Annotated in this window: 24 protein-coding genes; 22 read left to right on the forward strand and 2 right to left on the reverse strand. The window is 45.9% G+C overall.

Features of this window, described 5'->3' with window-relative positions; genetic code table 11:
* Nucleotide 1: 1 nt before the first annotated feature.
* Entirely contained in the window at nucleotides 2–1615 is a 1614-nt protein-coding gene (nadB, locus tag J4N43_RS02570; protein ID WP_005380947.1) for an L-aspartate oxidase, read from the reverse strand.
* A 553-nt stretch (nucleotides 1616–2168) separates the two neighbouring features.
* Between nadB and rpoE the strand changes: the two genes are divergently transcribed.
* The 11 genes from rpoE to acpS all read left to right on the forward strand — a co-directional run bounded on the left by rpoE (nucleotide 2169) and on the right by acpS (nucleotide 11408).
* Nucleotides 2169–2747, forward strand: coding sequence for an RNA polymerase sigma factor RpoE (gene rpoE / locus J4N43_RS02575; protein WP_005380946.1), 579 nt, complete (start codon nucleotides 2169–2171; stop codon nucleotides 2745–2747).
* Between the two features lie 26 nt (nucleotides 2748–2773).
* Complete coding sequence (locus tag J4N43_RS02580; protein ID WP_005380944.1) at nucleotides 2774–3400, forward strand: sigma-E factor negative regulatory protein; 627 nt, start codon at nucleotides 2774–2776, stop codon at nucleotides 3398–3400.
* Entirely contained in the window at nucleotides 3397–4356 is a 960-nt protein-coding gene (gene rseB / locus J4N43_RS02585) for a sigma-E factor regulatory protein RseB (RefSeq protein ID WP_005380941.1), read from the forward strand. Before J4N43_RS02580 ends, rseB begins: the two co-directional genes overlap by 4 nt.
* A 2-nt stretch (nucleotides 4357–4358) precedes the next feature.
* A complete protein-coding gene (locus tag J4N43_RS02590) occupies nucleotides 4359–4829 on the forward strand; it encodes a SoxR reducing system RseC family protein (protein ID WP_005384575.1) in 471 nt (156 codons plus the stop codon).
* Nucleotides 4830–4987: 158 nt separating this feature from the next.
* A complete protein-coding gene (gene lepA, locus J4N43_RS02595; RefSeq protein ID WP_005380934.1) occupies nucleotides 4988–6781 on the forward strand; it encodes a translation elongation factor 4 in 1794 nt (597 codons plus the stop codon).
* 104 nt (nucleotides 6782–6885) lie between these two features.
* The gene (gene lepB, locus J4N43_RS02600; protein WP_005380933.1) at nucleotides 6886–7785 is read left to right on the forward strand and encodes a signal peptidase I; all 900 of its coding nucleotides are present in this window, start codon (nucleotides 6886–6888) and stop codon (nucleotides 7783–7785) included.
* A 21-nt stretch (nucleotides 7786–7806) separates the two neighbouring features.
* On the forward strand, nucleotides 7807–8484 hold the full coding sequence (rnc, locus tag J4N43_RS02605; RefSeq protein ID WP_005380932.1) for a ribonuclease III: 678 nt from the start codon (nucleotides 7807–7809) through the stop codon (nucleotides 8482–8484).
* Nucleotides 8477–9439: a GTPase Era gene (gene era, locus J4N43_RS02610; RefSeq protein ID WP_005380931.1), complete on the forward strand. Its 963-nt coding sequence runs from the start codon at nucleotides 8477–8479 to the stop codon at nucleotides 9437–9439. The genes rnc and era overlap by 8 nt, the downstream gene beginning before the upstream one ends.
* A 115-nt stretch (nucleotides 9440–9554) precedes the next feature.
* Nucleotides 9555–10286, forward strand: coding sequence for a DNA repair protein RecO (gene recO / locus J4N43_RS02615; RefSeq protein ID WP_005384578.1), 732 nt, complete (start codon nucleotides 9555–9557; stop codon nucleotides 10284–10286).
* Nucleotides 10283–11017, forward strand: a complete 735-nt coding sequence (gene pdxJ, locus J4N43_RS02620) for a pyridoxine 5'-phosphate synthase (RefSeq protein WP_158159775.1) — start codon at nucleotides 10283–10285, stop codon at nucleotides 11015–11017. The genes recO and pdxJ overlap by 4 nt, the downstream gene beginning before the upstream one ends.
* Nucleotides 11018–11027: 10 nt before the next feature.
* The gene (acpS, locus tag J4N43_RS02625; RefSeq protein WP_005380927.1) at nucleotides 11028–11408 is read left to right on the forward strand and encodes a holo-ACP synthase; all 381 of its coding nucleotides are present in this window, start codon (nucleotides 11028–11030) and stop codon (nucleotides 11406–11408) included.
* A gap of 69 nt (nucleotides 11409–11477) precedes the next feature.
* Here the strand turns inward: acpS and barA are convergent, their stop codons facing one another.
* Nucleotides 11478–14276 (reverse strand): two-component sensor histidine kinase BarA, encoded by a 2799-nt coding sequence (gene barA, locus J4N43_RS02630; RefSeq protein ID WP_033907441.1) that lies wholly within the window; start codon nucleotides 14274–14276, stop codon nucleotides 11478–11480.
* Between the two features lie 192 nt (nucleotides 14277–14468).
* On the opposite strand from barA, the gene rlmD reads away from it, so the two are divergent.
* The 11 genes from rlmD to J4N43_RS02685 all read left to right on the forward strand — a co-directional run bounded on the left by rlmD (nucleotide 14469) and on the right by J4N43_RS02685 (nucleotide 26873).
* Nucleotides 14469–15788, forward strand: a complete 1320-nt coding sequence (gene rlmD, locus J4N43_RS02635) for a 23S rRNA (uracil(1939)-C(5))-methyltransferase RlmD (RefSeq protein ID WP_053350722.1) — start codon at nucleotides 14469–14471, stop codon at nucleotides 15786–15788.
* A gap of 123 nt (nucleotides 15789–15911) precedes the next feature.
* The gene (gene relA, locus J4N43_RS02640) at nucleotides 15912–18131 is read left to right on the forward strand and encodes a GTP diphosphokinase (RefSeq protein ID WP_005380915.1); all 2220 of its coding nucleotides are present in this window, start codon (nucleotides 15912–15914) and stop codon (nucleotides 18129–18131) included.
* A gap of 350 nt (nucleotides 18132–18481) precedes the next feature.
* Complete coding sequence (gene mazG / locus J4N43_RS02645) at nucleotides 18482–19285, forward strand: nucleoside triphosphate pyrophosphohydrolase (protein WP_005383780.1); 804 nt, start codon at nucleotides 18482–18484, stop codon at nucleotides 19283–19285.
* Between the two features lie 204 nt (nucleotides 19286–19489).
* Nucleotides 19490–21130: a CTP synthase gene (pyrG, locus tag J4N43_RS02650; RefSeq protein WP_053350721.1), complete on the forward strand. Its 1641-nt coding sequence runs from the start codon at nucleotides 19490–19492 to the stop codon at nucleotides 21128–21130.
* A 78-nt stretch (nucleotides 21131–21208) separates the two neighbouring features.
* Complete coding sequence (gene eno / locus J4N43_RS02655; protein WP_005383785.1) at nucleotides 21209–22510, forward strand: phosphopyruvate hydratase; 1302 nt, start codon at nucleotides 21209–21211, stop codon at nucleotides 22508–22510.
* Between the two features lie 390 nt (nucleotides 22511–22900).
* A complete protein-coding gene (gene ftsB, locus J4N43_RS02660) occupies nucleotides 22901–23182 on the forward strand; it encodes a cell division protein FtsB (protein ID WP_005380907.1) in 282 nt (93 codons plus the stop codon).
* A gap of 1 nt (nucleotide 23183) precedes the next feature.
* On the forward strand, nucleotides 23184–23891 hold the full coding sequence (gene ispD, locus J4N43_RS02665; protein ID WP_017821625.1) for a 2-C-methyl-D-erythritol 4-phosphate cytidylyltransferase: 708 nt from the start codon (nucleotides 23184–23186) through the stop codon (nucleotides 23889–23891).
* 14 nt (nucleotides 23892–23905) lie between these two features.
* A complete protein-coding gene (gene ispF / locus J4N43_RS02670; RefSeq protein ID WP_005380896.1) occupies nucleotides 23906–24382 on the forward strand; it encodes a 2-C-methyl-D-erythritol 2,4-cyclodiphosphate synthase in 477 nt (158 codons plus the stop codon).
* Between the two features lie 45 nt (nucleotides 24383–24427).
* Complete coding sequence (gene truD, locus J4N43_RS02675; protein ID WP_053350720.1) at nucleotides 24428–25471, forward strand: tRNA pseudouridine(13) synthase TruD; 1044 nt, start codon at nucleotides 24428–24430, stop codon at nucleotides 25469–25471.
* Nucleotides 25471–26247 (forward strand): 5'/3'-nucleotidase SurE, encoded by a 777-nt coding sequence (gene surE / locus J4N43_RS02680; protein WP_005380894.1) that lies wholly within the window; start codon nucleotides 25471–25473, stop codon nucleotides 26245–26247. Before truD ends, surE begins: the two co-directional genes overlap by 1 nt.
* Nucleotides 26247–26873, forward strand: a complete 627-nt coding sequence (locus J4N43_RS02685; RefSeq protein ID WP_005380892.1) for a protein-L-isoaspartate(D-aspartate) O-methyltransferase — start codon at nucleotides 26247–26249, stop codon at nucleotides 26871–26873. Before surE ends, J4N43_RS02685 begins: the two co-directional genes overlap by 1 nt.
* Nucleotides 26874–26884 lie beyond the last annotated feature (11 nt).

Here is a 26884-nt window from a genome sequence, read left to right on the forward strand (position 1 = left end):
GTTAAAGCTGTTTAGCTGGAACCAAAATCGTTGGGCCGCTGTTTTCCAGTTGGTTCGGATAGTCAAGCGTGTAGTGCAAACCTCGACTCTCTTTACGCTGCATCGCACAACGAACCATCAACTCTGCTACTTGTAAAAGGTTACGCAGTTCTAATAAGTTGTTCGACACTCGGAAATTGCTGTAGTACTCGTGTGTTTCTTGTTGCAACAGTTGGATACGGCGTAAGGCGCGCTCTAAACGCTTGTCAGTTCGCACAATGCCCATGTAGTCCCACATAAACAGACGAAGCTCGTGCCAGTTGTGCTGAATGATCACTTCTTCATCACTATTGGTTACTTTGCTTTCATCCCAACATGGCACCTGTGAAGGTAGCTCAACGTTAGTGTGATGTTTTAGAATATCTTTTGCCGCAGACCAAGCATAAACCACGCATTCGAGAAGTGAGTTTGATGCCATGCGGTTAGCACCATGCAGCCCGGTGTAGCTAACTTCACCAATCGCATACAAATTTTTCAGATCGGTGCAGCCATTTCTATCCACCATGACACCGCCACAAGTGTAGTGTGCAGCAGGTACGATTGGGATTGGCTCTTTAGTCATGTCAATGCCCAAGTCCATCAAACGTGAATAAATGGTTGGGAAGTGTTTCGTAATAAAGTCAGCAGGCTTATGGCTGATGTCGAGATACATACAGTCGGCACCTAAACGCTTCATTTCGAAGTCGATAGCACGAGCCACGACGTCACGCGGAGCAAGCTCTTTACGTTCATCGAAATCCGGCATAAAGCGAGAGCCATCTGGACGACGCAGGTAAGCACCTTCGCCACGCAACGCTTCAGTCAGCAAGAAGTTACGTGCTTCTGGGTGATATAAACACGTAGGGTGGAACTGGTTAAATTCCATATTCGCCACACGACACCCTGCACGCCAAGCAATCGCAATACCATCACCAGACGACACATCTGGGTTAGAGGTGTATTGATAAACCTTTGAAGCACCACCTGTAGCGAGAACCACAAATTTGGCTCGCACGGTTTCGACATGCTCTTCGTTGCGGTTCCAAATATAAGCACCGATAACTTTGTTTTTATCACCGCCAATTTTGTCTTCGGTGATTAAGTCCAGAGCATTGTGACGTTCGAGAACATGAATGTTTGGATGGTTATGAGCGTTATCTTGCAGGGAGGTTTGCATCGCCATACCTGTCGCATCTGCCGCGTGAAGAATACGACGACGGCTATGACCACCTTCACGAGTTAAGTGGTAGCGAGGTTCATCGTCAGAGTCATCTTCTTCACGATCAAATGGGACACCACCGTCAATCAACCACTGTACACACTCTTTTGAATGCTCAGCAATGAACCTTACGGTCTCCTCATCGCAAATACCATCCCCGGCGATTTGCGTGTCTTCAACGTGTGAATCAATGGTGTCTGACTCATCAAATACGGCAGCGATACCGCCTTGAGCATAGTAGGTTGCCCCTTCGCTGCGTGGTCCTTTACTCAGCACCATCACCTTACAGTGGTTAGCAACGCGCAAAGCCAACGACAAACCTGCCGCGCCACTCCCTACCACTAATACATCACACTCATGTTCACGATTTGTGTTCATATAACTTTTATAATCCCAAGCTAAGGTAACAAAGTTACCTTGTGTATTATTTGCACACCATGTGCATTCCATTATCGCGACATCTGTCGCTAAGGGCTAAGTTGGGAGACCTATCGACGTCCGTGTTACGGCGGTGACTGAGCCACTCTTCTTTTTCATGCAGAGCATGAGCATGCTTCCTAAGTTATAATTTGTAACGCGGTGTTCAGATAGCCATTAGCCATGCAAATGAAAAGTAATAGTTTGTCAATGCCATTGCTTTTCCATGCCCGACCCAGCACAATCTGGGACAGAGATCATTCATTATACCCATTTCCCTCCAAGATGCTCGCTTGTCAAACTTAGACTAAAGTCAGGCAGCGGTGGTCATTTGGGTACAGACATCACATTGTGAAAAACAATGACAAAAAACTTGAGAAACCATGGAACTTTCTCATTCACGTTAGGGTCACAATAGTGCTCAAGTAAGCAGTGGTGTCAATACTACGTTTTGCATAATTAGTACCCATATCTGAGAAGAGTAGGGGCATAACAAATAGGAGTATCCGCTCGAATGAACGAGCAGCTGACCGATCAAGTATTGATTGAGCGAGTTCAGAATGGCGATAAGCAAGCATTCAACCTGTTGGTAACAAAGTACCAGAATAAGGTATGTAATCTTATTTCCAGATACGTTAGTAATCCTGGCGATGTACCAGATGTAGCACAAGAAGCGTTTATTAAAGCTTACCGAGCTATCCCTAGCTTTCGTGGGGAAAGTGCGTTTTATACGTGGCTGTATCGCATTGCAGTGAATACTGCGAAAAATCACATTGTTGCTCAAGGGCGTAGACCTCCAGCGACAGATGTCGATGCTGAAGATGCTGAATTTTACGAAACAGGTAGTGCACTTAAAGAAATATCGAACCCTGAGAACTTAACGTTGTCCAAAGAATTGCAACGGGTGGTGTTCAGTGCAATCGAAGCTTTACCTGAAGATTTAAAAACCGCAATGACATTACGAGAGCTCGATGGCTTGAGTTATGAAGAAATTGCAGAAGTGATGGATTGCCCGGTAGGAACGGTACGATCGCGTATCTTCCGTGCTCGTGAGGCGGTGGAAAAGAAAATCAGACCTCTTTTGCAACGCTAGTACAAGTAATAACTATGGTGAAAATAATGGCTGACAAAGAAAAACTTTCAGCTCTCATGGATGGAGAATTGGTCGATAAGGCTTTAATTCAAGAGTTAGAGCAAGACCAAGAGAGCCGTGATGCTTGGCAGAACTATCACCTGATTGGTGATGTGATGCGAGGCGAAGCGCCAGCAAAACCTGAGTGGAATATTGCTGAAAGCGTGGCGTTAGCGTTAGAAGATGAACCTGCACACCGTGCGTTTGATTCGCACAGTGCAAATGTTATCTCAATTGCGGATACGCCAAAAGAGTCGCAACCAGAACCGCAAAAAGCAAAACGTCAGTTGCCAGGTTGGTTGACGCAGTTTGGTCAAGTTGCTGTTGCTGCATGTGTATCGCTTGTTGTTATTTTAGGTGTACAGCAGTACGGTGGTAGCGATTCAATGTCGCCGCAAACAGATCAATTACCTGTATTGCAGACGGTTCCGTTTGCTGGCAGCGCAGAACCAGTGAGTTTGACTCGTGAGTCTGTAGAACGTTCTGTAGGCGAGGCAAATATGCAAGAGCAGCGCAAGCGTGTTCATGCTATGCTGCGAGACTACGAATTGCAGTTACGAATTAACAGTGATGCATCTCAACAAGATGCAAATCTGAATCCGGATATTGAATGAAAAAATTTCTGATCAGCGCTTGCGCTCTGTTCAGTATGATGTCTTCTCAAGCCTTTGCTGGTGACAAGCCAGCGGAGGCTTTATTGCATCAAATGAGCGAGGCGAGTAAGAATTTAAGTTACGAACTCTCTTATATCCTTATCAAAAAGAACAGCATTGAGCCGTTGCTGTATCGTCATGCCACGCATGGTGACGATCAATATGCTCATCTTGTCTACTTAAGTGGCCCTGTGCGTGAAGTGATTCGTCGCGGAACTGAAGTAAGTTATATCGAAACGGGTTTAGAACCGTTCACCATTGAGTCAGGTAAAATGGTCGCTCCGACTATGCCTATGCTCAACACCAATATCGATGAGCTAAACTTGTATTACGACTATGTAAAAGTGGGTAGAGCTCGTGAAGCTGGTGTGGCAACACAAGTGCTGCGTATTGTTCCTAAAGACGGTCTGCGCTATTCATACGTACTATGGATCGATGAAAAGAGTAAATTGCCGTTGCGTGCCGACCTTGTGGACCGCGATGGTGAAATGCTTGAACAATATCGCACTATTTCTTACACGGTAAACCCAAAAATCGCAGAGTTAATGAGTGGCCTGCAAGATGTTCAATTACCTGCTGTTCTCACCATGCCAAAAGGCGATATTGGGACCAGTAATTGGCAGGTTGGTTGGATCCCTGAGGGTTTCGAGCCGAACGAGCTCAACCGCTATCGTATGGCCGTTACTAACCAAATGGTGGAGAGCCAGCTGTATTCTGATGGTCTGTTTAGCTTCTCTGTTTACGTAGCAAACAAGGATGAGCATTCGTTAAAAGGGCAGTTGGTTCGCCAAGGCAGAAGAACGCTACACAGTTTTGTGAGCGGTCAACATGAAATCTCTGTTGTAGGAGACATTCCACCGACCACAGCACAGCGTATCGCCCAATCAGTCACATTTAATGTAACAAAGAGTAAATAACAATGATGACCGCGTTGGCTACCGTGACAGACGTGCATCGTCGCGGCAAGCAATACGAAATTGATTTAAGTTGCGAACAGCAGACCAGTTGCAGTAGTTGCTCTTCACAGAAAAGCTGTGGAACGGGCGTTGTTACTAAAGCCATTGGTAACAAGAGTTTATCTTGGCACCTGCGCACGGATAAATCGGTGAAAATAGGTCAAGTCGTCGAGATTGGTTTTCCTGAGTCGAGCCTAATAAAATCAGCAATGGCGGTTTATTTACTGCCATTGTTTGGTTTGATTATCGGTGCGATGTTTGGTCACTTCCTATTAGCGCCGCTGACAGCCGGCGGGGAAGGCATCATCATATTGGCATCGGTATTGTTTGCCGCTGGTGGAATGTGGATCGCAAAACGTGTTTCTCGTCCGTTAGAAGATGAATCCAAGCGCCAAGTTACCCTCGTTCGGGTACTTGGAGAGCCAATCCAGTAAGTGCTGTCCCCCTCCACTAAAGGTTATTTGGGTATGTACTTTAAATTACGTGCGCCCGTTAACGAAATTCGGTAGAATCTGCCAACTTGATTGAAATGCCGTCAGTAGATGGCGTTTCTTACTGTCCCTATTTGTAAAGAGTTAGTCACCCTAAATCTATGAAGCACATTCGTAACTTTTCGATTATCGCCCACATCGACCATGGTAAGTCGACCCTATCAGACCGTCTAATCCAAGTTTGTGGCGGGTTAACCGATCGTGAAATGGCCGCACAGGTTCTGGATTCTATGGATCTTGAACGTGAGCGTGGCATCACCATCAAATCTCAGAGTGTGACGCTAAACTACACCGCTAAAGACGGTGAGACGTATCAGCTGAACTTCATCGATACTCCGGGGCACGTTGACTTTGCATATGAAGTATCACGTTCTCTAGCGGCTTGTGAAGGTGCGCTATTGGTTGTGGATGCGGGTCAAGGTGTTGAGGCTCAAACACTGGCTAACTGTTACACCGCGATCGAAATGGATCTAGAGGTTGTGCCAATCTTAAACAAGATTGACCTACCTGCAGCTGATCCTGAGCGTGTAGCGGAAGAAATTGAAGAAATCGTTGGTATCGATGCAATGGAAGCAACTCGCTGTTCTGCGAAGACAGGCATCGGTGTTGACGACGTTCTAGAGAACATTGTGTCAGCGATTCCAGCACCGGAAGGTGATCCAGATGCGCCACTACAAGCGCTGATCATTGACTCATGGTTTGATAACTACCTTGGCGTTGTTTCTCTAGTGCGTATTAAAAACGGCGAACTGAAGAAGAACGATAAGATCAAAGTGATGAGTACGGGCCAAGTTTGGGGTGTAGACCGCCTTGGTATCTTTACGCCAAAACAAGTAGATACCGATACCCTTCGTACTGGTGAAGTAGGTTGGGTTGTTTGTGGCATCAAAGACATTCTTGGTGCCCCTGTTGGTGATACGCTGACTCTAGCGAAGAATGGTTGTGATAAACCGCTACCAGGCTTTAAGAAAGTTAAACCTCAGGTTTACGCAGGTCTGTTCCCTGTATCTTCTGACGATTACGAGAACTTCCGTGACGCACTAGGCAAACTAAGCCTTAACGACGCATCGCTATTCTACGAGCCAGAAAACTCTGCGGCACTTGGCTTTGGTTTCCGTTGTGGTTTCCTTGGCATGTTGCACATGGAAATCATCCAAGAGCGTCTAGAGCGTGAATACGACTTGGATCTTATCACCACAGCACCAACGGTAGTTTACGAAGTTGAGAAGACGGATGGCGATCTGCTGTATGTTGATAGCCCAGCAAAACTACCAGCGATCAATGATATTGAAGAAATTCGTGAACCGATTGCACGTTGTAATATCCTTGTGCCTTCAGAGTACCTCGGTAACGTAATCACCCTGTGTGTTGAAAAGCGAGGCAGTCAAGTTGATATGGTTTACCACGGTAACCAAGTCGCTGTGACTTACGATATTCCAATGGCTGAAGTGGTACTGGATTTCTTCGATCGTCTGAAATCAACATCACGCGGTTACGCATCTTTGGATTACAACTTCCAGCGTTTTGAAGCTTCGAACATGGTACGTGTAGACGTTCTTCTTAACGGTGACACTGTTGATGCATTGGCGATGATCACACACAAAGATCAGTCTCAGACTCGCGGTCGTCAGTTGGTAGAGAAGATGAAAGAATTCATCCCTCGCCAAATGTTTGATATCGCAATCCAAGCGGCAATTGGTAACCACATTATCGCTCGTTCAACGGTAAAACAGTTGCGTAAGAACGTTATCGCGAAATGTTACGGTGGTGACGTAAGTCGTAAGAAGAAACTTCTGAAGAAACAGAAAGAAGGTAAGAAACGCATGAAGCAGATCGGTAACGTTGAGCTGCCTCAAGAAGCGTTCCTAGCCATCCTTCACGTAGGTAAAGACTAAAGTTGAACTTTGTCTCACACTTGTCGGTCTTAAGACGTTAGATATTAAAATAAGTGAAAGGGTTTCGGCTCTTTCACTTTCGTATTTTTAGATAAGGGAATTTAATGGCGAATACATTCTCACTGATGTTGGTTATTGCAACTTTGGTAACTGGCGTGGTTTGGCTATTGGAAAAGCTGGTTTTCGCGAAAAAGCGTCAGGAAAAACTGGCTGAGATTCAAGCTCAGACGTCTAATGGTTTGGATGCAGTGACCTTGCAAAAAGTTGAGCGTCAGCCTTGGTGGGTTGAAAATAGCGTCTCTATTTTCCCTGTGATCGCGTTCGTTTTAGTATTACGTTCTTTTATCTACGAACCATTTCAAATCCCATCAGGCTCAATGATGCCTACCTTGCTGGTTGGCGATTTCATTTTAGTTGAGAAGTACGCGTACGGTCTAAAAGACCCAGTATGGCGTACTCAGCTAGTGGAAACTGGTAAGCCTGAGCGTGGTGATATCGTGGTATTCAAATACCCACCACAACCAAGTGTGGACTACATTAAGCGTGTAGTTGGTTTACCTGGTGATATCGTGCGTTATTCAAGTGATAAGCAGCTTTGCGTGCAAAGCCAAGGCGAATCGGCATGTAAGCCAGTTAAACTGAGCAATGTTGAAGAAAGTCAGTTTAGCTCGAACGGTATTCCAATGATCCAACTGGATGAAAAATTGGGTAACGTTGAGCACAATATTTTGGTTAACCCTCTTGTGCGTAACCGCGTGGAGCAATATTTCCCACGTAGCGGCACGACAGAGTGGGTTGTACCACAAGGTCAGTATTTTGTGATGGGTGATAACCGTGACAACAGTGCTGACAGCCGTTACTGGGGCTTTGTTCCAGAAGCAAACTTAGTCGGTAAAGCTGTCGCGATCTGGATCAGCTTCGAGTTTGATCGTGGCGCAGATAGTGTTCTACCTTCATGGATTCCAACTGGTGTGCGTTTTAACCGCATCGGTGGCATTCACTAACCATTCAAATATCGAGAGAGTATGAATTCTCCAATTGATAAACTAGAGAGAAAGCTCGGCTACCAGTTTCAAGATGCCGGGCTTATCAATTTGGCGCTGACGCACCGCAGCGCCAACAGTAAGCACAATGAACGTCTTGAGTTTCTGGGCGATTCAATTTTAAGTTTTGTCATCGCTGATGATCTGTACCATCGTTTCCCAAAAGTGAACGAAGGTGACATGAGCCGCATGCGTGCTACTTTGGTTCGCGGACATACATTGGCGGAACTGGGTCGTGAATTCGATCTAGGAGATTATTTAAAATTAGGTCCAGGTGAATTGAAGAGTGGCGGTTTTCGCCGAGACTCTATTTTAGCCGATGCGGTTGAAGCCATTATTGGCGCAATTTACCTAGATAGTGATCTTGAAGTTGTGCGAGGCATTGTACTGAGTTGGTATCAGTCACGCCTTGAAGCCATCAAACCAGGCGTTTCACAGAAAGATCCGAAAACTCGCCTACAAGAGTTCCTACAAGGCAGAAGAAAACCGCTGCCTGTCTACACAGTGACTAATATTAAAGGTGAAGCGCACAACCAAGAGTTCACGGTTGAGTGCGAAGTAGCAGGTGTGGATAAGCCTGTAATCGGTAAAGGCACCAGCCGCCGCAAGGCAGAACAAGCGGCTGCTGAAACAGCACTTGAGCAATTAACAAATGGCTGATAACGAATTCGATATCGATGCGTTTTTCGCATCACAAGGTGAGCCAAGCTCGCCAGAAAACCAACACTGTGGCTTTATTGCTATTGTTGGTCGTCCAAACGTAGGTAAGTCGACACTTTTGAACAAGATTTTGGGTCAGAAGATTTCGATCACCTCTCGTAAGCCGCAAACGACACGCCACCGTATTATGGGTGTGGATACGGACGGCGATTACCAAGCGATTTACGTCGACACGCCTGGACTTCACATTGAAGAAAAGCGTGCGATCAACCGTTTGATGAACCGTGCAGCTAACTCGTCATTGAGTGATGTAAACCTTGTGTTCTTCTTAGTCGATGGTACGCATTGGACTAAAGACGATGAGATGGTGCTGACCAAACTTCAAAAATCGAACTTCCCAGTTGTGCTTTGTGTAAACAAAGTCGACAACGTACAAGATCGTAACGACGTGATGCTACACATGGCGGAGATGTCTAAGAAGATGGACTTCGTGGATGTTGTGCCAATCTCTGCCAAGCAAGGTAAGAACATTGACGTACTGCGTAAGCACGTGCGTAATCACTTACCTAAAGCAACGCATCACTTCCCAGAAGAATACGTGACTGACCGTTCTCAGCGTTTTATGGCGTCTGAGATTGTGCGTGAAAAGCTGATGCGCTTTACTGGTGAAGAGCTGCCATACTCAGTAACGGTTGAAATTGAACGTTTTGATTACAACCCCGAAACCGACGGTTTCCACATCAATGCCTTGATTCTTGTTGAGCGTAATGGTCAGAAGAAAATGGTGATTGGCAAAGGCGGCGAGAAGATTAAAACCATTGGTCGCGAAGCGCGTTTGGATATGGAAGAATTGTTCGGTCGTAAAGTTTACCTAGAAACCTGGGTAAAAGTGAAATCTGGCTGGGCAGACGACGAACGAGCGTTGCGATCGTTGGGTTATATAGACGATTTATAATCTTGGCTGCGAAGGTGCTTCGCTCCAACATCGATGAAAAATCAGTATCGATTAAAATAAGGAGCCGCTCGGCTCCTTATTTTTTATTTCACACTTTTTAGGCACAATGACTTAGATGAGTAATCTGTCTTCCGAAGGTTTACAGCGCTGTTTTGTATTGCACCGACGCCCTTACAGTGAATCGAGCTTAATCCTTGATGTATTTAGTGAGGAATATGGCCGAATGACTTTAATGGCCAAAGGCGCGCGCAGTAAGCGTTCGAACTTAAAAGGCGCATTGCAACCTTTTACCCCGCTATTACTTAAATGGTCGGGGAAAGGCTCAATGAAAACTTTGCGTCAAGCCGAGCCGATAAGTCTAGGTTTGCCGTTAACGGGCATTAATCTCTACTCAGCCATGTACGTCAATGAACTGATTGGCCGTATTTTGATGGCTGAAGTGCCGATGCCAGCACTATTTCATGATTATTTGCATGCGTTAACCGAGTTGGCGCACAACGAGAACCCTGAGCCTGCACTGCGTCGTTTTGAGTTAGCCTTGCTGTCTGCGATGGGGTATGGCGTGGATTTTTTGCATTGTGCAGGTACCGGCGAGCCCGTCGATCCAGAAATGACCTATCGTTACCGGGAACAGAAAGGGTTTATTGCTTCGGTTAGGCGCGATAACCTCACTTTTTTAGGGAATGAACTGATTGCTATCAGTGAGCGGCGGTTCGTCACTAAAGAGCAGCTAAAAGCGGCAAAACGCTTTACACGTATAGCCTTAAAGCCGTATCTTGGCGGCAAACCTTTAAAAAGTCGTGAATTTTTCATTCAGACCCCCAGAGCACGGAGTAACGGAAAATGAGCTCAATTTATTTAGGCGTCAATATCGACCATATTGCCACTCTACGTAATGCACGTGGTACAAAATACCCGGATCCTGTTCACGCTGCTGAAATTGCAGAGCGTGCAGGCGCGGACGGTATCACTATCCACTTACGTGAAGACCGTCGCCATATTTTGGATCGTGATGTACGTATTCTGCGTGAAACCATTCAAACGCGTATGAATCTAGAGATGGCAGTGACGGACGAAATGGTTGAGATTGCGCTGCAAACTAAGCCAGAGTTTGTGTGTCTAGTGCCTGAAAAGCGTGAAGAACTGACGACGGAAGGTGGCTTAGATGTTGTAGGGCAGCTTGAAAAAATTAAAGCTGCGACGAAAAAGCTGACAGATACCGGCATTAAAGTTTCGCTCTTTATTGATGCTGACCGTCAACAGATTGAAGCTGCGAAAAAGTGTGGCGCTCCGTTTATTGAGCTACATACTGGCCACTATGCAGATGCGACGACAGAAGACGAACAGCAAGCTGAACTGAAGAAGATTGCTGCTGGTGCGAGTTATGCACATGACCTAGGTATTATTGTTAATGCCGGGCATGGCCTGACTTATCACAATGTCGCACCAATTGCTGCATTACCAGAAATTTACGAACTCAACATTGGTCACTCAATCATTGGTCGCGCAGTATTTGATGGTTTAAATAAAGCGGTTGCTGACATGAAAGCACTGATGATTGAGGCTCGCCAGTCATAGGGCTATCTAGATGGCGATTATAGGGTTAGGGACCGACATTGCAGAAATTGAGCGTATTGAAAAAGCGTTAGCTCGTAGTGGTGAACCTTTTGCTCAGCGGATTCTTTCAGAAGAAGAAATGGCCAAATTCTCACAGCTTAAGCTGCAAGGGCGTTATCTTGCTAAGCGCTTTGCTGTTAAAGAAGCGGCCTCAAAAGCATTGGGTACAGGGATCGCAAAAGGGGTCACGTTTCACGACTTTTCCATCTCGAACGATGAGCTTGGAAAACCAGTGCTCGCATTGACGGGCACAGCCAAGCAAATAGCGGATGCGATGGGCGTTAACCACATTCACCTGTCCATTTCCGATGAGCGTCATTACGCTGTGGCGACGGTCATTTTTGAATCCTAGCTTGTAAGTCTTAAACAAAATACTAAAAAGCCAGAGCATTTGCTCTGGCTTTTGTTTCTCTTCAATAGATCACTGTTCAAGGTATAACTTTGCGGTTGTTGTTACTTTAATCATTTCATCTTGCAGCTCGAACATTTCAGGCTCAACTTCCTCAAGACTGATCCCTGAGCGCAGTGCTTGCTCAAGCGTCGCACAGAGTGATTTCAGCCTTGGAACGCCACAATATGAACTACTGCCGTGCAGCTTATGGATGACATGAATTAGGTCGTCACGAGAGATATCTTCTTGCTCCAGAGCTTGGTCAACAACTGCTTCTACTTCAGGGATGAACTCAATCAACATGCGCAGCATATCTTTGGCGAGATCCTCTTTATTCGCGCTCTGTTTCAAGGCTGCTTGCCAATCAATAATCACATCCTGCTGAGGCGAAGAAACGGATTGTGGTGCGCTTCCTTCAGGTTCATCAACGTATGAAGGGGCGACTTTGCCAATGCTCTCCGTACAAGCATTTGGGTTCCAGTGAACCAAAACCTGTTGTAGCACATGCTCTTCAATAGGTTTGGTCAAGTAGTCATCCATTCCTGCCGAGAGCAAGCGGTCTCGTTCCCCTGCCATGGCATGCGCCGTTACCGCAATTACTGGCGTGTCTTTATTTAGCTCCAACTCTTTAATGTGCTTACAAGCGGTCACCCCATCCATTTGTGGCATTTGAATATCCATGAAGATTAAATCGTACTTTTTCTCTGTCGCCAGGTTCACCGCTTGCTGGCCATTGCTACAGGCGGTGACGGTTTCTACTCGTTCGCGGAGCAGTGCTGAGATCAGCTTCAAGTTTGCAGGGTTGTCATCCACTGCTAGTACAGTGAGAGGTAAACGGTCCCCTTCGCTTGGCGTAATTGGAGCGCTTAATACCGGTGGCGATTCTACATGTTCGCTAATCAGGCTTTGTAGCAACTTACGGCGAGACAATGGCTTCGTCAGACACTGGACGTGATGCTCTGTCATTATTTGGTCCGCAAGCGCCAATTCGGTACTCGGTGTCCCTAGGAGAACACTCGGAGCCATGCGTTTCGCTTGTTCTATCCAAGGTGTAATAACTTCCGCATCGTGAGTCTGGTTGGCCGCTAAATTCAACAATACATAATCATATTGTTCTTCGTTGTTTGGTAGCGAAGAGCGGTAGGTTACTAAAATACCCTCCTGACTTAGAATCTGTTGGGTTACGGATGCGGCTTGCATGTTTGGTTCAATCAGTAGTAACTGCTTCCCAGTCAGAAGTTCCACTTCAATCAGTTCGCTCATTGGCATCTCGGTTGAGTGCAAGCGCACCGTAAACCAGAAGGTTGAACCTTGGTGTAGACGGCTGGTTAAACTGATTTCGCCGCCCATCTGGCTCACCAGTTTCTGAGTGATGACCAGACCAAGGCCAGTACCACCGTAACGACGTGAAATACTGGCATCCGCTTGGCTAAAGGCTTGGAACAACTGCGCTTGCTGACGCTCAGAGATACCAATACCGGTATCACGCACCATGAATTGCAGTTCGACGGAGTCTCCTGATTGAGAGCGCATTTCTACGCTAACATCAATGTTGCCTCGCTCGGTAAACTTGATTGAGTTACCGACTAAGTTCGTCAAAATTTGCTGGATACGTAGTGGATCCCCAACTAAACCTGGTGGAATTTTAGGGTCCACTTTTAGGGTGATTTCTAACCCTTTCTCATGTGCACTTGTGGCTTGTAGGTTAATTACCTCTTCTAAACTTTCTCGGAAATCAAAAGGAATGTTTTCCAGCGCCAACTTACCCGCTTCAAGTTTCGAGAAGTCGAGAATGTCATTGATGATATTCAGCAAGTTGTTCGCCGATTTCTCAATCGTCTGTAGGTAATCCGTTTGGCTGTTAGAAAGCTGCGTTTTAAGCATTTGACGAGTAAAGCCAATCACCCCATTGAGCGGAGTACGCAGCTCGTGCGACATGTTCGCCAAGAACTCTGACTTAACCCTGGCCGCTTCTTGCGCGCGTTTCTTCGCGATATCCAGCTCAACGTTCTGAATTTCTAGCTGCTCAAGCGTTTCACGTAAGTCGGATGTGGCTTGGTCTATACTGTGCTGCATCTCCACGTGATATTCTGATAACGATACCGCCATGGCGTTGATGCCATTTTTTAGCTGGTCTAACTCACCGTGCATTTTGCCTTCGATACGCACATCCAGATGACCACGGCGAATTCGGTCAACGACATTCTTCATGTGGGTGATAGGTTGGGTCACATCGTGCATTAGACGTGAAGCAAACACACTTGCTAAGCCAAGACCGAGAACCAGAACTAAAAAAGCAGAGAAGACTTCTTGATACTGTTGCAGCCTCAAGGAGGAGAGATCTAACTCGACGGCGATGTAACCAATCGCTTTTGTGCCTTGGCTTTCGTTCGACAACTCCGCTAAGTAGTGACCTTCTGACAAAATGGGGACACGCAATATCAGTGAGTTTTCGTAGATTTCCGAGTTACCCAGTTGCGGGATCGGTTTATCTTTGGGAAACATCAAGGCTTCAAAATTAGGATGAAAGTTAGAGGTCACAAAGAGCTCATGATGTTCATCAAATACCGCGATACTACGAACCAGTTTGGAGTTTTTGCGGTGCGCGTAGCTTATCAAGCGACGTACCGCCTCTCGGCTTTCTGATAGTAGATGAGTTTCACTGGCAATCGCCAGCGGCTCAATAATGCTGTTACCAGTGGTGATAACTTGTTTCTCAAGGTCTTGGTAGCGGTTAAATGAGAAAAAGCCGCTCAGTAATAAACCAATAATGAGAGTGGGAGCGAGAGTTAGTGTAATTACACGTGCTCGTAAGCCATATCTGGTCATGTTATCTAATTACATCGGAGTCTGGATATGGGAAAATAACGCATTATTTCTCAAGCGCACGATAAAGCCTTGAGCAAAGAAGTGACGTCACCGAATAAACGGTAAGCATAATCAAGTCACTCGAATCACACAACGGCTGCAATCAAGAATAGTGAAGCCGAAGAGCAATTACACATAAATCAGGCATAGAGCATGGCACGCATCTTTCAACCGAAAAAGAAAACCCAACTCAATACTCGGCACCAAGCAGTGCAAGTAGAGCGTTTAGATCACCACGGCGCAGGCATTGCTTACCTCAAAAAGAAGCCATTGTTTATTGATGGAGCACTGCCGGGTGAGGAGGTGGTCACTCAATTGGTGGAAGAAAAGAGCAAATACGCTCGCGGTAAGTTGATTAAAATCCTTAAGCCGAGTGAAGCTCGTGTGGAGCCATTTTGCCCACATTATCATGAGTGCGGTGGCTGTGATTTGCAGCATCTAGATTATGACCAACAATTGACGTACAAACAGCAAACGTTGCGTCAGCTAATGCGAAAATTTTCAGGCAGTGACATTGAACTAGATGCCCCGTTATTGGGAGATTCGCAGGCCTACCGTCGCCGTGCGAGAGTGAGCTTGTTTGTTGATAAAAAAACACGTCAGCTACATTTTGGTTTCCGTAAAAAGCAGAGTAAGCAAATTGCGCAAGTGACTGATTGCCCAGTGCTAGCACCGGAACTGAATGTTTTGCTGCCAGAGATTTACTCAGCCCTAAAAGCGTTCAAAAAGCCTGAACAATTGGGTCATGTAGAGCTGGTACTTGGTGATAATGGACCGTGTATTACGCTGCGCCACTTGAGCGCTCTGACAACGAGTGAAACTCAATCTCTAACGGAGTTGGCAAAACGTCATGGCGCATCGTTGTACTTAATGCCATCGACAGAACAATTAGACCTTATCGAAGGCGATATGCCTTTTTATCAAGAAGTTGGAGTGAAAATCCCTTTTGCACCAAATAACTTTATTCAAGTAAACCAAGGTGTAAACCAACAAATGGTCAAACAAGCGGTTGAGTGGTTAGACCCACAAAAGAGTGACCGAGTGTTAGATTTGTTCTGTGGTTTAGGCAACTTTAGTTTACCAGTTGCGAAATTAGCTAAGTACGTGGTTGGAGTAGAGGGTGTTGCAGAGATGGTAGAAAAAGCCACAAACAATGCATCTTTGAACCAAATCAATAACGCGCAATTTTATCACGCTAACCTTGAGCAAGATTTTGAAGGCCAAGCCTGGGCCGCAGAGCGGTTTGATAAAGTATTATTAGACCCGGCACGCGCGGGAGCGAGTGGGATCATCGATCAAGTTTCTGAGCTTGGCGCACAGCGTGTAGTTTATGTTTCTTGTAATCCTGCTACCCTTGCTAGGGATAGTCAAAGCTTGATAGAGCAAGGCTATAAATTAACGAAATTAGGTATGCTGGACATGTTCCCTCATACCAGTCATCTAGAATCGATGGCATTGTTTGAAAAGTCCTAACTTTAGGACTTTGACCCCTTATTTGTGGTGGGTGGTCATAAAGCCAGCGTGTACGCGCGGTAAAAAGAACTAACCTGGACGGTGTTAGTCAAACCACACGAATATAATAATTAGGATGATGAGATGGTTGCGGTAAGAAGCGCGCATTTAAACCAAGATGAACAGTTTGAACTCGAAAACTGGGTGGCTAGCCTAGGACAAGAGAAAAACACAGCCTCACGCTTAATCGAAGTATATCGAGATTGCCAGACGGTATTAGCTGATAACGAGCAAGCGGAGCTGTTGTTGTGGCGTGGACGAGAAATGATCGAAATTTTGATCACCTTGTCTATGGATCAAGCTACTTTAGTGGCTGCTCAACTGTTTCCTTTGGTTTCAAGTGGTGCTTTTAACAGAGAAATTCTGGAAGAGAAATACAGCAAAGAAATCATAAAATTAATCGACGGCGTTGAAGAAATGGCTGCTATTGGCCAACTCAACGTCAACATGGAAGGCAGTGCAGCGTCATCTCAGGTAGATAACGTACGCCGTATGCTGCTTGCCATGGTGGATGACTTCCGCTGCGTAGTTATCAAGCTCGCGGAACGAATTTGTAACCTTATTGAAGTTAAAAAAGCGCCAGATGAAGTTCGACGTGCGGCGGCAAAAGAGTGTGCCAACATCTATGCGCCGCTAGCAAACCGATTAGGCATCGGTCAGCTGAAATGGGAAATTGAAGATTACGCTTTCCGCTACCAACAACCGGAAACTTACAAACAAATTGCCAAACAGCTTTCTGAGCGACGCATCGTTCGTGAACAGTACATCAAAGACTTTGTTGAAGACCTCACGCACGAAATGGAAGTGTCGGGCATCAATGCCGAAGTGAGTGGTCGACCTAAGCATATCTACAGCATTTGGCGAAAAATGCAGAAAAAGAGTTTGGCCTTTGATGAGCTGTTTGATGTGCGAGCAGTGCGTATCATCGCAGACAAACTGCAAGATTGTTACGCGGCTTTAGGCGTAGTTCACACCAAATACAAGCACCTACCGAGCGAGTTTGATGACTACGTTGCTAACCCTAAACCAAACGGTTATCAATCGATCCATACAGTAATTCTAGGGCCAGAAGGCAAAACCATCGAGATCCAGATTCGTACCAAGCAAATGCATGAAGAGTCGGAACTGGGGGTTGCAGCGCACTGGAAATATAAAGAAGGGGCAAGCAGCCGAAGCGGTTATGATGAGAAGATCACGTGGCTGCGTAAGCTATTGGATTGGCAAGAAGAAATGTCTGACTCTGGCGAAATGCTCGATGAGCTGCGTAGCCAAGTCTTTGATGACCGTGTTTATGCCTTTACACCACGTGGTGATGTTGTCGATTTGCCAATGGGGGCAACGCCGCTAGATTTTGCCTATCACATTCACTCCGAAGTGGGACACCGTTGTATCGGTGCCAAAGTCGGAGGTCGTATTGTGCCGTTCACGCATAAATTACATATGGGTGACCAAGTCGAGATTATCACTCAGAAAGAACCTAACCCATCACGTGACTGGTTAAACCCATCATTAGGCTTCGTTCATTCTGGTCGTGCGCGTGCCAAAATTAACGCCTGGTTCCGAAAACAAAGCCGTGAGAAGAACCTCGAAGCAGGTCGTGAAATCCTTGAGCATGAGTTAGCCAAAATTGGCGCAACGTTAAAAGATGCAGAGCATTACGCCCTCAAGCGGTTTAACGTCAAAACACCAGATGAATTGTATGTTGGTGTAGGTAGCGGTGATTTGCGCATCAACCAAATCATTAATCATATCAACGCGTTAGTTAACAAGCCAACGGCAGAGGAAGAAGACCAGCAAGCACTGGAAAAACTGCAAGAAGCTGAGCATAAATCACCCGCGCAAAGCCGACCGAAAAAAGACGCAGTTGTAGTAGAAGGCGTCGATAACCTAATGACACATCTAGCACGTTGCTGTCAGCCAATTCCAGGTGACGATATCTCTGGTTACATAACGCAAGGTCGTGGGATTTCAGTACACCGTAGTGACTGTGAACAGCTAGAAGAACTGCGCCATCATGCGCCAGAGCGCATCATCGATACAGTCTGGGGCAGCGGCTTTGTGGGGTCATACATCCTCACCGTGCGTGTTGAAGCTATGGAGCGAGGTGGTCTACTCAAAGACATTACGACACTGTTCGCCAACGAAAAGATCAAAGTGACCAGTATGAAGAACCGAGTCGACTACAGACGTCAACTTGCCATCATGGACTTTGACCTAGAAGTCACCAATATTGAGGTGCTTTCGCGGGTTTCGAAGCGTGTGGAACAGATCAAGGATGTCATGACGGTGAAACGCCTCGGCTAAAACTCTCGTCATAGTTATCGTTGTAGCGTTGTTGACTGCACGCACTTGCTCCATCACATGGTGAACCATGTGATGGAGTCTCGTTTGTTTGTCGCCTAGCTACAACTTCGACTATTTACAGAGTTACACTTGCGTCATATTTGGCTTTTTCTCTGCGTTAGCTGCACTTATTCCGACGTGCCGGCTCAGGGGCATCACATAGGCGAGCTATGCTCAGGAGTCGCGAAAACTTGTTGCCTTGTCAAAGTAACAATTACTTAGTGAAAGCTGCTGAGAAAATATAATGTAGAAGGTGAGTGGTTTTGGCTGCTCACCTTTTTCTTTAATAGAAAGGTTTAAAGGAACAAAAAATGAGTCATCCAATTGAACAGTTAGAACAAATCATGGCGAAGCTGCGTGACCCCGAAAACGGTTGCCCTTGGGACTTAAAACAAACCTTTGACACCATCGTTCCGCATACAATAGAAGAAACCTACGAGGTGGTGGACGCGATTCAAAATCGAGATTGGCCCAATCTAAAAGAAGAGCTAGGGGATTTGTTGTTTCAGGTGATTTTTTACAGTCAGCTAGCGAAAGAGCAAGAGCTGTTCGACTTTTCGGATGTCGTCGAAACCGTGAACGAAAAACTGACTCGTCGCCACCCGCATGTTTTTTCAGATGTTGAGTTTGAATCTGACGAGGAAATTAACGCGAACTGGGAAGCGGAAAAAGCAAAAGAAAAAGCCCTAGTAGGCAAAGCGGAAGAAAGTATCCTAGACTCAATACCAAACTCTTTACCGGCACTTTCTCGTGCTACAAAAATTCAGAAAAAATGTGCAAAATTTGGGTTTGATTGGGATTCACTTGGCCCGGTTGTCGATAAAGTACGAGAAGAAATTGACGAAGTCATGGAAGAGGCACTGCAAGTTCAGCCCGATGAAGAGAAAGTTGAGTTGGAGCTCGGTGATTTGCTATTTGCGACTGTCAATTTGGCTCGCCACCTTGATAAAAACCCAGAAGTCGCGCTAGGAAAAGCAAACGTAAAGTTTGCGCGACGTTTTAAACAAGTTGAAGGCAAGGTCCAGCAGTCAGGCAAAGTACTTACAGATTGTTCTTTATCAGAACTTGACCATTTTTGGGATGAAGTAAAACAAGAAGAATCGAGGCAGAGGTAAACTGGCAGAATACATAATATAAGGTCAGCTTGTTTGGTTACACGAAACGGACTTTGGGTTGTCTTTGCTCACTTTGATTTGAAGCAAAAAATAAAAAATTACGGTGTGATAGATTTCACGTTGTGGCGGTAAGGAGCTTCTGGTATATTTATCTCCCGTCCAGAAGCACTCCATTTCCCTCATTCAACCAATTTCAGGTTAAACATGACGACAAATTACATTTTTGTTACTGGCGGGGTTGTATCCTCTCTAGGTAAAGGTATTGCAGCAGCATCTCTTGCGGCTATTCTAGAAGCTCGTGGTCTTAAAGTGACTATGATGAAGCTTGACCCTTACATCAACGTTGACCCGGGCACAATGAGCCCTACTCAGCACGGTGAAGTGTTCGTTACAGAAGATGGCGCAGAGACTGACCTTGACCTTGGTCACTACGAGCGTTTCATCCGTACCAAGATGACCAAGCGTAACAACTTCACTGCAGGTCGTGTTTATGCCGACGTACTTCGTAAAGAACGTCGTGGTGACTACCTAGGCGCAACTATTCAAGTTATCCCTCATATCACTAACGCAATCAAAGATCGCGTTATTGCAGGTTCTGAAGGCCATGATGTGGCTATCGTTGAAGTTGGCGGTACTGTTGGTGATATCGAATCACTACCATTTATAGAAGCGATTCGTCAGCTAGCTGTTGAGCTAGGCCGTGAGCGCGCAATGTTCATGCACCTAACACTTGTTCCTTACCTAGCGGCAGCGGGCGAAGTGAAAACTAAGCCGACGCAACACTCTGTAAAAGAACTTCTATCTATCGGTATTCAGCCAGACATCCTAGTTTGCCGTAGCGATCGCGTTATTCCTGCGAATGAGCGTAAAAAAATCGCACTGTTCTGTAATGTTCCAGAAAAAGCAGTAATTTCAATGAAGGATGTAGACTCTATCTACAAGATCCCTCAGTTGATTAAATCTCAAGGTCTAGATGACCTTGTGTGTGCTCGCTTTGGTATTACTGCTCCTGAAGCAGACCTTTCTGAATGGGAACAGGTTATCTACGAAGAAGCAAATCCTACTGGTGAAGTAACCATCGGTATGGTTGGTAAATACATTGAATTACCAGATGCATACAAATCTGTGAACGAAGCGCTTAAACACGCTGGCTTGAAAAACCGCCTAAGCGTCACAATTAAGTATGTAGACTCACAAGATATCGAAACAAAAGGCGTTGAACTTCTAGAAGGTTTGGACGCAATCCTAGTACCAGGTGGCTTCGGCGATCGTGGTATTGAAGGCAAGATCCGTGCGGCTCAATATGCACGTGAAAATAACGTGCCTTACCTAGGTATTTGTTTGGGTATGCAAGTTGCACTAATCGAATACGCGCGTAACGTTGCGGGTATGGAAGGTGCACATTCAACAGAATTTAACAAAGAGACGAAGTACCCTGTGGTAGGTTTGATCACAGAGTGGGTAGACGAATCAGGTAGCGTAGAAGAGCGTACTGAAAAGTCTGACCTAGGCGGTACGATGCGTCTTGGTTCACAGCTATGTCACCTAGAGAAAGGGACTAAAGCTCGTGAACTGTACGGTAGCGCGACGATCCATGAACGTCACCGTCACCGTTACGAAGTGAATAACGTGCTTCGTCCGCAAATCGAAAAAGCAGGCCTAAAAGTATCAGGTCTATCTGCGGACAAGAAGTTAGTGGAAATGATTGAGAACCCAGCTCACCCATGGTTTGTAGCGGCTCAGTTCCACCCAGAATTCACCTCGACTCCTCGCGATGGACATCCATTGTTTGCAGGTTTTGTTAAGGCTGCGGGCCAAAACGCACGCGGCGAATTCGAGAAGTAAAAGGATACGGGCGGCGGCGAAGGTTGTGCTGCTGCCCTTTAAGATTGACATTTATATTTGAAACGAGAGGAAACATTAATGTCTAAGATCGTTAAAGTTCTAGGTCGTGAAATCATCGACTCACGTGGTAACCCAACTGTAGAAGCTGAAGTACACCTAGAAGGCGGTTTCGTAGGTATGGCGGCAGCTCCATCTGGCGCATCTACTGGTTCTCGCGAAGCTCTTGAGCTACGTGACGGTGACAAAGCACGTTTCCTAGGTAAAGGTGTTCTTAAAGCAGTTGAAGCTGTAAACGGCCCAATCGCTGAAGCTCTAGTTGGCAAAGACGCTAAAGACCAAGCTGCAATCGACGCAGTAATGATCGAACTAGACGGCACTGAAAACAAATCTAAATTCGGTGCTAACGCTATCCTAGCTGTTTCTCTAGCAAACGCTAAAGCTGCTGCTGCTGCGAAAGGCATGCCTCTATACGAGCACATCGCTGAGCTAAACGGCACTGCAGGTCAGTTCTCTATGCCTCTACCAATGATGAACATCATCAACGGTGGTGAGCACGCAGACAACAACGTTGACATCCAAGAGTTCATGATCCAACCAGTTGGCGCTAAGACTCTTAAAGAAGGTCTACGTATCGGTGCAGAAGTATTCCACAACCTAGCTAAAGTTCTTAAGTCTAAAGGCTACAGCACTGCAGTTGGTGATGAAGGTGGTTTCGCTCCTAACCTTAAATCTAACGCTGAAGCTCTAGAAGTTATCGCAGAAGCTGTTGCAGCTGCTGGTTACGAACTAGGTAAAGACGTTACTCTAGCTATGGACTGTGCTGCATCTGAGTTCTTCGACAAAGAAGCTGGCATCTACAACATGAAAGGCGAAGGTAAAACTTTCACTTCTGAAGAGTTCAACCACTACCTAGCTGAGCTAGCTAACCAATTCCCAATCGTTTCTATCGAAGACGGTCTAGACGAGTCTGACTGGGATGGCTTCAAGCACCAAACTGAACTACTAGGTGACAAGCTTCAACTAGTAGGTGACGATCTATTCGTTACTAACACTAAGATCCTTGCTGAAGGTATCGAGAAAGGCGTAGCTAACTCTATCCTTATCAAGTTCAACCAAATCGGTTCTCTAACTGAGACTCTAGCTGCAATCAAGATGGCTAAAGACGCAGGTTACACAGCAGTAATCTCTCACCGTTCTGGCGAAACTGAAGATGCAACTATCGCTGACCTAGCGGTAGGTACAGCAGCAGGTCAAATCAAAACTGGTTCTATGAGCCGTTCTGACCGTGTTGCTAAGTACAACCAGCTAATCCGTATCGAGGAAGCTCTAGGTGAGCGCGCTCCTTTCAACGGTCTTAAAGAAGTTAAAGGTCAAGCTTAATTCTTCACTGAATTAGCAGCTTAACTTAAAGCTTTCAAAACACCCTGCCTTGGCGGGGTGTTTTTTTATATAACGGAAGCGCACTCCTCCATGTTTCAAGTAAGCGGTCTCAAAGAAGTTAAAGATCAAGCTTAATTCTTATTGAGTAAAGTTTCGCTAAATAGCTTTTTGAAACCATCGCTACGGCGGTTTTTTGTATTTATAGGTTTGTATTTTTGGCTCTTACTTTGGTCATGGGTAAGGAGCGCTTCCTATGAGCTTGTTTCATTTTGCTGCTTATTTCTTGTAAGGAGCGTGCGAGTCTCCCTTTCTCCCCTAGAGGCAACCTCGCATTTATGCTATATATGTCACCTTATCTAATTCCTTCCGGTACAGAATGTTAGCAGCGATATGCGAATCTTTGTTATAGCCCTTACGCTACTGTTTGGCTTGCTTCAATACACTCTATGGTTTGGTAAAAACGGAGTGTCTGACTACTACACAGTAAAAGATGAAATTGAAGTTCAGCAACAAGTGAACAGCAAGCTACAAGCTCGCAACAATGAAATGTTCGCTGAGATTGATGACTTAAGGCAAGGTCTTGATGCGATTGAAGAACGTGCGCGTCATGAGCTCGGTTTAGTTAAAGATGGCGAGACTTTTTACCGCATTATAGGTGAGGAAAACCATTAAAATGTTGGATATGAACTCATCGCATATCGCAATTGTGCCAGCTGCGGGTGTGGGTAGCAGAATGAAGGCAGATCGCCCTAAGCAATATTTATTGATCGAAGGTAAAGCGGTACTGGAACATACCGTAGAGAAACTGCTTTCCCACCCAAATATTTCTAAGGTTGTCGTTGCCATTACTGACGGCGACCCATATTACCCAGAATTGTCCATTGCTAAGCACCCAGATGTGATTCGTGTAGCTGGTGGTAAAGAAAGAGCAGACTCTGTGTTATCAGGGCTAAACTATGTCAATGAGCATCTGGAAAGCGAGTGGGTATTAGTCCACGACGCTGCGAGGCCATGTGTATTAACATCCGACATTGACCGTTTGATTGATGTTTGCTGCGCCCACTCAACGGGTGGCATTCTCGCATCTCCTGTGAGAGATACAATGAAGCGAGCAAACGCAGTACAAGATATCGATCATACGGTAGATAGAGAAGCATTGTGGCATGCACTTACTCCACAAATGTTTAAAACTCAGCAGCTTACTCAAGCACTGGCTGACGCATTAGAACAGGGTGTAACCATTACCGATGAAGCCTCGGCTTTGGAATGGTTAGGCGAGAAGCCAGCCTTAGTTCAAGGGAATGCGAACAATATAAAAATCACTCAGCCAGAAGATCTTGCGTTAGCCGAGTTTTATCTAAGCCGTGAGCGCGGCGAATAAAGAAAGGATAGAAAATGATTCGAATTGGTCATGGTTTCGATGTACATAAATTCGGTGGTGAAGGCCCAGTCATTATTGGTGGTGTAGCAATCCCTTATGAGCAAGGTTTGATTGCACACTCAGATGGCGATGTAGCGTTGCATGCGTTAACGGATGCTCTGCTGGGCGCGATTGCTGCCGGCGATATTGGTCGTCATTTCCCAGATACGGATGATAAATGGAAAGGCGCAAACAGTCGTGAATTACTGAAAGACGTTTACCGTCGAGTCAAAGAGCAAGGCTACCGCCTTGGCAATGCTGATGTAACCATCATGGCACAAGCGCCTAAAATGGCACCACACATTGACGCAATGTGTGCGGCGATAGCCGAAGACCTAGAAACCGACATTAGTAACATTAACGTAAAAGCGACGACGACAGAACGTCTCGGTTTTACTGGACGCAAAGAAGGCATTGCAACGGAAGCCGTTGTACTTCTGTTTAAGCAATAACTAGCAATTTGCTCTTCTAAGCTGTGATATCAGCGGAAACACATCATGTCAGACATTTTATCTTCATTGGCTTACCTAACGGGTAAGCCAGTTTCATCGGCAAAAATCAAAGCGCAGCCAGAGCACTTTCAGGTTCGCGAAGATTTAGGTTTTGCCTTTACGGGCGAAGGCGAGCACCTAATGGTTCGTATCCGTAAAACGGGCGAGAACACCAGCTTCGTTGCTAACGAGTTAGCAAAAGCCTGTGGTGTTAAGTCGAAAGACGTTAGCTGGGCGGGTCTTAAAGACCGTCATGCGGTGACGGAACAGTGGTTAAGTGTCCATTTACCAAAAGGTGAAACGCCAGATTTTTCAGCGTTTTTGGCTCAATACCCAAGTATCGAAATCCTTGCAACAGATCGTCACAATAAAAAACTGCGTCCTGGTGACCTAGTAGGGAACGAGTTCGTGGTTACTTTGTCTGAAGTGACAGATATAGCGGATGTAGAGCAACGTCTTGAAAAAGTGAAACAAGTTGGCGTGCCAAACTACTTTGGTAGTCAGCGTTTTGGTAACGATGGCAACAACCTTGAAGAAGCACGTCGATGGGGACGCGAAAACGTTCGTACCCGCAATCAAAACAAGCGAAGCATGTATTTATCAGCGGCTCGTTCGTGGATTTTCAACCGTATCGTTTCAGCTCGTCTAGAGAATGGTGTGTTTGATAAGTTCATTGATGGTGACATTGCGCAGACGAATTCTGGCACTCAGTTGATTGATGCAAACAACATTGCTGCTCTGCAAGTGCAATTTGCGCAAGGTGAAGCGGCAATTACCGCTGCGCTTGCTGGCGATAATGCACTGCCTACTCAAACTGAGGCTCTGGCATTAGAGCAACCGTTTTTAGACGAAGAGCCTGACCTCATGGCGCTGATTCGTGGTAATCGCATGCGCCACGACCGTCGCGATATTGCGCTAAAGCCAAAAGATTTAGCTTGGACGGTTGAAGGTAACAACATTACGCTGACTTTCTCACTGGATGCGGGATCTTTTGCGACCTCTATTGTTCGTGAGTTAGTTAATGAGGTTGAAGTAGAAAGAGAATACTAATGGAACAGGATTCACGAAACCCGAAGCCCTTAAGAGTCTTAATCAGCAATGATGATGGTGTTCATGCTCAAGGGATTCATGCCCTCGCTGATGAGTTGAGAGATATCGCTGAAGTGACCATTGTCGCACCTGATCGAAATCGTTCAGGTGCTTCGAATTCACTCACATTAGAACAACCATTACGCGTGACTGAAATTGCCCCAAATATCTACTCAGTGCAAGGCACGCCCACGGATTGTGTGCATTTCGCGCTGAATGAGCTAATGAAAGATGATTTGCCTGATCTTGTTCTGTCAGGAATCAACCATGGCGCTAATTTGGGTGATGATGTTCTTTATTCTGGAACAGTAGCAGCAGCCATGGAAGGTCATTTCCTTGGCGTTCAGTCGGTGGCTTTTTCTCTAGTGGGTAAGCGACATTTCGAATCCGCCGCTAAAATTGCACGTCAAATTGTACAACAGCATTTAGCGTCGCCGATTCCAACGAATCGTCTACTGAACGTAAACGTGCCTGACTTACCATCAGAGAATTTAGGTGAAATTGAAGTTACGCGTTTAGGTGCACGTCATCACGCAGAGAATATGATCAAGCAGAAAGATCCGAGAGGCCATGACATTTATTGGTTAGGGCCACCAGGAAAGGAGCAAGATGCAGGAGAGGGCACGGACTTTTATGCAATTGAGCATGGCCGAGTTTCAATGACGCCTCTGCAAGTTGATCTCACCGCTCACGAGTCGCTGCGTGCTATGGATAGTTGGTTAAAGGAAGAGAAGTAATGAGTAACCCACATGCTGACAGGTTGATAGCGTTTCTTATCTCCAGTGGCATCAAAGACCAAAGAGTTCTGGATGCTATCCAACGCTTGCCACGAGAAAGCTTTGTTTCTCAAGCGATGATGCACCAAGCCTATGATAACAATGCGTTACCAATTGGTCAGGGACAAACTATTTCTCAGCCTTATATCGTTGCTCGTATGACCGAGTTGCTTGAGCTAGAACCGGCGAGTCGTGTTCTGGAAATCGGAACGGGATCGGGTTATCAAACTGCGGTACTGGCGCAAATTGTTGATCATGTATACTCCGTTGAGCGAATTAAATCGTTGCAATGGGAAGCAAAGCGTCGCCTGAAGCAATTGGATATTTACAATGTTTCAACTAAGCATGCTGATGGGTGGCAGGGCTGGGAAGCGAGAGGTCCTTTCGATGCTATCATTGTTACCGCTGCCGCTGAAGTGATTCCCCAAGCTCTTCTCTCACAATTAAGAGATGGCGGCAAAATGGTCATTCCTGTTGGAGATACGGAACAACAGTTATTAAAAATAGAGCGTAAGGGAGACGAATATCTCTCTACCGTTGTAGAAATGGTTCGGTTCGTACCTCTGGTTGCGGGTGATTTAGCTTAAGGGTTAGGGAT

Source organism: Vibrio sp. SCSIO 43009, from assembly GCF_023716525.1.
GTDB lineage: Bacteria > Pseudomonadota > Gammaproteobacteria > Enterobacterales > Vibrionaceae > Vibrio > Vibrio alginolyticus.

Coding starts and splice junctions, on each gene's coding strand:
- nadB (WP_005380947.1), bottom strand. CDS start 1,615: ATGAACACAAATCGTGAACATGAGTGTGATGTATTAGTGGTAGGGAGT.
- J4N43_RS02685 (WP_005380892.1), top strand. CDS start 26,247: ATGAGTAACCCACATGCTGACAGGTTGATAGCGTTTCTTATCTCCAGT.
- rseB (WP_005380941.1), top strand. CDS start 3,397: ATGAAAAAATTTCTGATCAGCGCTTGCGCTCTGTTCAGTATGATGTCT.
- pdxJ (WP_158159775.1), top strand. CDS start 10,283: ATGAGCTCAATTTATTTAGGCGTCAATATCGACCATATTGCCACTCTA.
- ftsB (WP_005380907.1), top strand. CDS start 22,901: ATGCGAATCTTTGTTATAGCCCTTACGCTACTGTTTGGCTTGCTTCAA.
- lepB (WP_005380933.1), top strand. CDS start 6,886: ATGGCGAATACATTCTCACTGATGTTGGTTATTGCAACTTTGGTAACT.
- surE (WP_005380894.1), top strand. CDS start 25,471: ATGGAACAGGATTCACGAAACCCGAAGCCCTTAAGAGTCTTAATCAGC.
- rlmD (WP_053350722.1), top strand. CDS start 14,469: ATGGCACGCATCTTTCAACCGAAAAAGAAAACCCAACTCAATACTCGG.
- ispD (WP_017821625.1), top strand. CDS start 23,184: ATGTTGGATATGAACTCATCGCATATCGCAATTGTGCCAGCTGCGGGT.
- acpS (WP_005380927.1), top strand. CDS start 11,028: ATGGCGATTATAGGGTTAGGGACCGACATTGCAGAAATTGAGCGTATT.
- pyrG (WP_053350721.1), top strand. CDS start 19,490: ATGACGACAAATTACATTTTTGTTACTGGCGGGGTTGTATCCTCTCTA.
- rpoE (WP_005380946.1), top strand. CDS start 2,169: ATGAACGAGCAGCTGACCGATCAAGTATTGATTGAGCGAGTTCAGAAT.
- rnc (WP_005380932.1), top strand. CDS start 7,807: ATGAATTCTCCAATTGATAAACTAGAGAGAAAGCTCGGCTACCAGTTT.
- mazG (WP_005383780.1), top strand. CDS start 18,482: ATGAGTCATCCAATTGAACAGTTAGAACAAATCATGGCGAAGCTGCGT.
- truD (WP_053350720.1), top strand. CDS start 24,428: ATGTCAGACATTTTATCTTCATTGGCTTACCTAACGGGTAAGCCAGTT.
- lepA (WP_005380934.1), top strand. CDS start 4,988: ATGAAGCACATTCGTAACTTTTCGATTATCGCCCACATCGACCATGGT.
- recO (WP_005384578.1), top strand. CDS start 9,555: ATGAGTAATCTGTCTTCCGAAGGTTTACAGCGCTGTTTTGTATTGCAC.
- barA (WP_033907441.1), bottom strand. CDS start 14,276: ATGACCAGATATGGCTTACGAGCACGTGTAATTACACTAACTCTCGCT.
- relA (WP_005380915.1), top strand. CDS start 15,912: ATGGTTGCGGTAAGAAGCGCGCATTTAAACCAAGATGAACAGTTTGAA.
- J4N43_RS02590 (WP_005384575.1), top strand. CDS start 4,359: ATGATGACCGCGTTGGCTACCGTGACAGACGTGCATCGTCGCGGCAAG.
- era (WP_005380931.1), top strand. CDS start 8,477: ATGGCTGATAACGAATTCGATATCGATGCGTTTTTCGCATCACAAGGT.
- eno (WP_005383785.1), top strand. CDS start 21,209: ATGTCTAAGATCGTTAAAGTTCTAGGTCGTGAAATCATCGACTCACGT.
- J4N43_RS02580 (WP_005380944.1), top strand. CDS start 2,774: ATGGCTGACAAAGAAAAACTTTCAGCTCTCATGGATGGAGAATTGGTC.
- ispF (WP_005380896.1), top strand. CDS start 23,906: ATGATTCGAATTGGTCATGGTTTCGATGTACATAAATTCGGTGGTGAA.